This window comes from Mesorhizobium sp. (assembly GCF_005063415.1).
Classification (GTDB): Bacteria; Pseudomonadota; Alphaproteobacteria; order Rhizobiales; family Rhizobiaceae; genus Mesorhizobium.
The window spans coordinates 1-4,913 of record NZ_SUEG01000146.1; the positions used below are offsets into that span (position 1 = coordinate 1).

General features: G+C 62.4%; 6 protein-coding genes and 1 pseudogene. 1 reads left to right on the plus strand and 6 read right to left on the minus strand.

The genetic code is table 11. The annotated features are described in order from the left end of the window. The 3 genes from cobT to E5W70_RS26355 all read right to left on the minus strand — a co-directional run. Positions 1–1,510 (minus strand): cobaltochelatase subunit CobT (cobT, locus tag E5W70_RS26345; RefSeq protein ID WP_292663984.1); only part of this gene is annotated, 1,510 nt, incomplete at its 3' end. 11 nt (positions 1,511–1,521) lie between these two features. Then, positions 1,522–2,508 carry a cobaltochelatase subunit CobS gene (cobS, locus tag E5W70_RS26350; protein WP_023721131.1) on the minus strand — a complete coding sequence of 329 codons (987 nt, stop codon included), beginning with the start codon at positions 2,506–2,508 and terminating at the stop codon, positions 1,522–1,524. 123 nt (positions 2,509–2,631) lie between these two features. Continuing rightward, positions 2,632–3,261, minus strand: a complete 630-nt coding sequence (locus E5W70_RS26355; RefSeq protein WP_254816626.1) for a J domain-containing protein — start codon at positions 3,259–3,261, stop codon at positions 2,632–2,634. 133 nt (positions 3,262–3,394) lie between these two features. Between E5W70_RS26355 and E5W70_RS26360 the strand changes: the two genes are divergently transcribed. Then, positions 3,395–3,697, plus strand: coding sequence for a BolA family protein (locus E5W70_RS26360; RefSeq protein WP_292663988.1), 303 nt, complete (start codon positions 3,395–3,397; stop codon positions 3,695–3,697). Between the two features lie 5 nt (positions 3,698–3,702). Here E5W70_RS26360 and E5W70_RS26365 read toward each other — a convergent pair whose 3' ends face one another. The 3 genes and pseudogenes from E5W70_RS26365 to E5W70_RS26375 form a co-directional block, all read right to left on the minus strand. After that, positions 3,703–4,095 carry a type II toxin-antitoxin system VapC family toxin gene (locus E5W70_RS26365; RefSeq protein WP_292664010.1) on the minus strand — a complete coding sequence of 131 codons (393 nt, stop codon included), beginning with the start codon at positions 4,093–4,095 and terminating at the stop codon, positions 3,703–3,705. Positions 4,096–4,097: 2 nt separating this feature from the next. Further along, entirely contained in the window at positions 4,098–4,331 is a 234-nt protein-coding gene (locus tag E5W70_RS26370; protein ID WP_292663990.1) for a type II toxin-antitoxin system Phd/YefM family antitoxin, read from the minus strand. A 148-nt stretch (positions 4,332–4,479) separates the two neighbouring features. Next, positions 4,480–4,913, minus strand: a pseudogene (locus E5W70_RS26375) (alpha/beta hydrolase); the annotation flags it as partial.

Consider the following 4,913-nt stretch of genomic DNA (forward strand, 5'->3'; position numbering starts at 1 on the left):
GCCCGAGATTGCGGCGCGCCCGCCGCCACGGATGGTCGGCGGATTTGTAGATGATGTGGCGCAGATCGTTGAGCCGGCCGGGGTTCGGCGGCTTGCTTTCCTTCAGCCATTTCTCGCGCGCCTGCCCGCCCTTCCAGGCGCGGGTGGTGAAGCCGAGGATTTCGACCGAGACGCCGCAGCGTTCCAGCGTGCGCGCCAGGATGTCGGCGCAGGTCGCCGCGACGGTGATCGGGCGGCCGCGCATCGAACCCGAATTGTCGAGCACCAGCGACACCACCGTGTCGCGGAATTTGGTGTCGCGCTCCTGCTTGAAGGACAGGGGCTGCATCGGGTCGATGACGACGCGCACCAGCCGCGCCGGATCAAGATAGCCCTCTTCGAGGTCGAAATCCCAGGAGCGGTTCTGCTGCGCCATCAGGCGGCGCTGCAGCCGGTTGGCCAGCCGCCCGACGACGCCGGAAAGGTTGGCGAGCTGCTTGTCGAGGAAGGCGCGCAGCCGGTCGAGCTCTTCCTCCTCGCACAGTTCCTCTGCACCTACGGTCTCGTCGAAGGCCGTGGTGAAGACTTTGTAGTCGATCTCTTTCGGCAGATTGGTGAAGGGGTTGTCGTTGCGGCGCGCCTCGCCAGGCGTCTCCGCATCCGCGTCGTCATCGTCGGAGAGATCCTCGGCGGTGGCGTCGGAGGCCTCTGTCTCGGCCGATTGCTCGTCGTCGGACGAAGCCTCGGTATCCTCCGACTGCGACTGCTCGGAGCCGGAATCGTCCTCGCCGCCCTCCTCGCTCTGCTCCTCGCCTTGCGGCTGGTTTTCGTCGTTGTCCTCGGAGTCTTCCGTCTCCTGGTCGTCGCCGAGCTCCTCGGCCATCTCCATGGAGGCGAGCATGTCGCGCACGACGCGGGCGAAAGCCTGCTGGTCGTCGAGCTTTGCCGACAGCCCGTCTAGGTCGGCGCTGGCCTTTTCCTCGACCCAGGGGCGCCAGAGATCGACCAGCCGTTCGCCGCTCTTCGGCGCAGTGCGCCCGGTCAGCTTTTCGCGCACCATCAGCGCCAGCGCTTCCTCGATCGGCGCGTCGGCCTTGTCCTTGACGTCGACGAGGTTGGCCCTGGCGTATTTGTCCTCGAGCATCGAGCCGATATTGTCGGCGACACCCTGCATGGCGCGAGAGCCGATCGCCTCGACGCGGGCCTGCTCGACCGCGTCATAGATGGCGCGCGCTGCCTTGCCTTCCGGTGCCAGCCTGGTGTGGATGCGCGCATCATGGCAGGCGCGCTTCAGCGCCATGGAATCGCCGAGGCCGCGGGTAATGGCGATGTCCGCCTTCGATGCCTTCTTCGGCAATTCCGGAAGCCGGGCGCGGCTGCCGGCCAGCGCCGGCCGGTCCTTGGCGAAGCCGACCTCGAGATCCTTGTCACCGGCAATCGCGCGCATGCAAACGGTGACGGCGCGCTTGAAGCTGTCGTTCTCAGCGCCCGTCTTGGATTTGTTTCGCGTGTTGTCGCCCGGACCCGCCATCGAGACTCTGCTTAGCCCAGCACCACATTGGCGGCACTCTCCGGCAGATCTTCGCCGAAGGCGCGCTGGTAGAACTCGGCGACCAGCGAGCGTTCCAGCTCGTCGCATTTGTTGAGGAAGGTCAGCCGAAACGCCATGCCGATATTGCCGAAGATCTCGGCATTCTCGGCCCAGGTGATGACCGTGCGCGGGCTCATAACGGTCGACAAATCGCCGTTGATGAAGGCCGAGCGCGTCATGTCGGCGACGCGCACCATCTTGTTGACGATCTCCTTGCCCTTGCCGTCGCGGTAGTGCTTGGCCTTGGCCAGCACGATGTTCACCTCGTTGTCGTGCGGCAAATAATTCAGCGTGGTGACGATCGACCAGCGGTCCATCTGCGCCTGGTTGATCTGCTGGGTGCCGTGGTAGAGGCCGGTGGTGTCGCCCAGCCCAACCGTGTTGGCGGTCGAAAACAGCCGGAAGGCCGGATGCGGGCGGATGACCCGGCTCTGGTCGAGCAGCGTCAGCCGGCCCGACGATTCCAGCACGCGCTGGATGACGAACATCACGTCCGGACGCCCGGCATCGTATTCGTCGAAGCACAGCGCAACATTGTGCTGGTAGGCCCAGGGCAGGATGCCGTCGCGGAATTCGGTGATCTGCAGCCCGTCCTTGACGACGATGGCGTCCTTGCCGACGAGGTCGATACGGCTGACATGGCTGTCGAGATTGACGCGCACGCAAGGCCAGTTGAGCCGGGCGGCGACCTGCTCGATATGCGTCGATTTGCCGGTGCCGTGATAGCCCGACACCATGACGCGGCGGTTGTAGGCAAAGCCGGCGAGGATCGCCATCGTCGTGTTCTTGTCGAACAGGTAGTCCGGATCGATGTCGGGGACATGCTCGCTCGTCACCGAATAGGCCGGCACCACCATCTTGGAGTCGAAGCCGAATGTCTCCTTCACCGACACCGTGGTGTCGGGCAGGTTGGCGATATCGCGATCGACCTTGTTCATCTCTATCAACGTCTCCACAAGCGAAACGCCGCGTTTCGCTGGCAATCGATTTTGTTCGGGGGCGGTCTTAGAGCCTTTTCCAACCTTATGAAAGTTGGAAAGCGACACGAACCGTATGGTCGCTCAGCACAAACCTGCCTGCTTGAGCACGCGATATGCCTGGAGCACATCGCGGAACCTGTCTTCCGAACCTCTGTCGCCGCCATTCGCATCCGGATGGTGGCGTTTCACAAGTTCCTTATAGCGCGCCTTGATATCCTTGCCACTTGCCTTTGTATCAAGGCCAAGCGTTTCCAGTGCCTTGGCCTCAAGCGGCTTGGCCTTGCGCTCGCGTGCTTCGCGCGGGTCCTTCGGGCCTTTGAACAGGTCGAAGGGATCGCGCATGCGGTTGTAGTAGCCGGCGCGGCCGGAGCGCGCCTGGGCGAAGTCGGGCGAGGAGCGTGTCGAGGCACCGTTGACGCCCATTTTCCAGGTCGGCCGGTGGCCGGTCATGGCCTCCTTCTGGAAGCGGGCGATCTCGGTGTCGGGAACGCCCGAGAAATAATTGAAGCCCTTGTTGTACTCGCGCACATGGTCGAAGCAGAATTGGAAATACTCGCCTTCCTTCATGCGTCCGACCGGGGCGCGGTGGGTACCGGCCTCCTTGCAGCCATCCCACTGGCAGATCGGCGAGCGCGACTTCAGCTCCGCGTCCTTCTCCGGGCGGATGCGAATCTTTTCGAAATATTTTGGGTACGGCTTCATCTCACCCATTTATGGGCTGTTCGCGGATGCGAAACAAGAATTGACATTTTCGCGATGATCGCTCTAACCGCTGAATCGCGGCATAAAACCGGCGAATGGCGAATTTTGTGCGATGACGTAGATGTGGTGAAGGGAAGCGGCGATGTCCATACAGGCAACGATGGAAGACAAGCTGAAAAAGGCGTTTTCGCCGGAACGGCTGGACGTCATCAACGAAAGCCATCTCCATGCCGGCCACCATCATGTGGATTCCGGCCATCACGCCACCTTCGACGGCACTGGCGAGACGCATTTCCGCGTCCGCATCGTCGCCCCCGCCTTTGCCGGCATGAGCCGCGTCGAGCGTCACCGCGCCGTCAACGATCTGCTGGCCGAGGAGTTGAAATCCGGCGTCCATGCCCTGGCGATCGAGCCGGCAGCGCCCGGCGAAACGACGCGCTGGTAGTTGCCCTACCAGATTGTCTTTACATATCGATAGTCTCGCAGCTTCTGATCCGCGGTCACCAAAGGTGCCGCAAATTTTCGACTGGTCGCAACAATGATCCGATCAGCCGGATCCTTGTGAAGTTCTCCCGGAAGTTCGGTACTATTCACGGCAATCTCATTGTCGACGGAAATGAAGCTCAGTTTTTCAAGCTGGCTGACCGTCGCCAGCCATTCGCCCACGTCCATCGATAGCAGGAGACGCCCCCTGGATATCAGCATGGCGATTTCCCATGCTGATATCGAGGAGATCAAAATCTCGCCGCCTATCCTCTCCCGCTCGATTGCGCGAAGTGCTGGTTCTGAAAGCAGATCGATCTCACCGCCGACCCAGCGGACGAGAACATGCGTGTCCAACACGATCAATTGCTGGCTTCCCAATCACCTTCGGCCACCGGATCCGTGGGGCGGTCGTAACGCAGGACAGACCCGCGCAGCACCTCCAAAGGGTCGCGCGCAACCGATTCATAGCGTCGTATCTCCAGTGTGGGCTGGCCGTGATCGGTCACAATGATTGGCTCGCCACTCGTTTCAACCTGACGAAAATACTCGAGAGCCTTTGCCTTGAACTTCGATTTCGACACCTGCGCGGCCATGCGCCACCTCAATGAACAAAATTGCCGTTCACTATATAGGATCAGAAGTGACCACGGTCAATGACCATGGTCACTGCAATCGCTTCGGCTTAGTCGTCCCTCGTTCCCCGCGTCTGCGCCCCCCTCACCGGCCTGCCGCCATCCAAACTCAGCCGAGGCTCGCCCTCAGGAAAGCCATCACCGCTGCGGTCAATGCATCGCCTTCGGTGCCGAAGTCGCGATTGATCGACATGTGCGAATAGGCGCTGCCGTCGAACAGCGTGACCCTGGTTCCGGTGGCTTTCAGACGCCCGGCGAAGGCCTGCGCGTCCGCCGCGCGGGCTTTCGCCCGCGAATGGGCGATGAAGGTCGGCGGGTGCTTGCGGCCTTCCACATAGGTGACAGGCGACAGCGCGCGCCACTGCGCCGGATCGGGAAAGGCCCTGGCATAGACCCCCGCCATGCCGCCGCTCCTGGCCAAGGCCTCCAGATCGTAAGCCCTGGTGTCGTCGAGGATCAGCGCCGCGACGCCCGGCAGGCCGCCGCGCAGGCCGGTTAACGCGACGAGGTGGCAGCCGGCCGAATGGCCCATGGCGACGATCC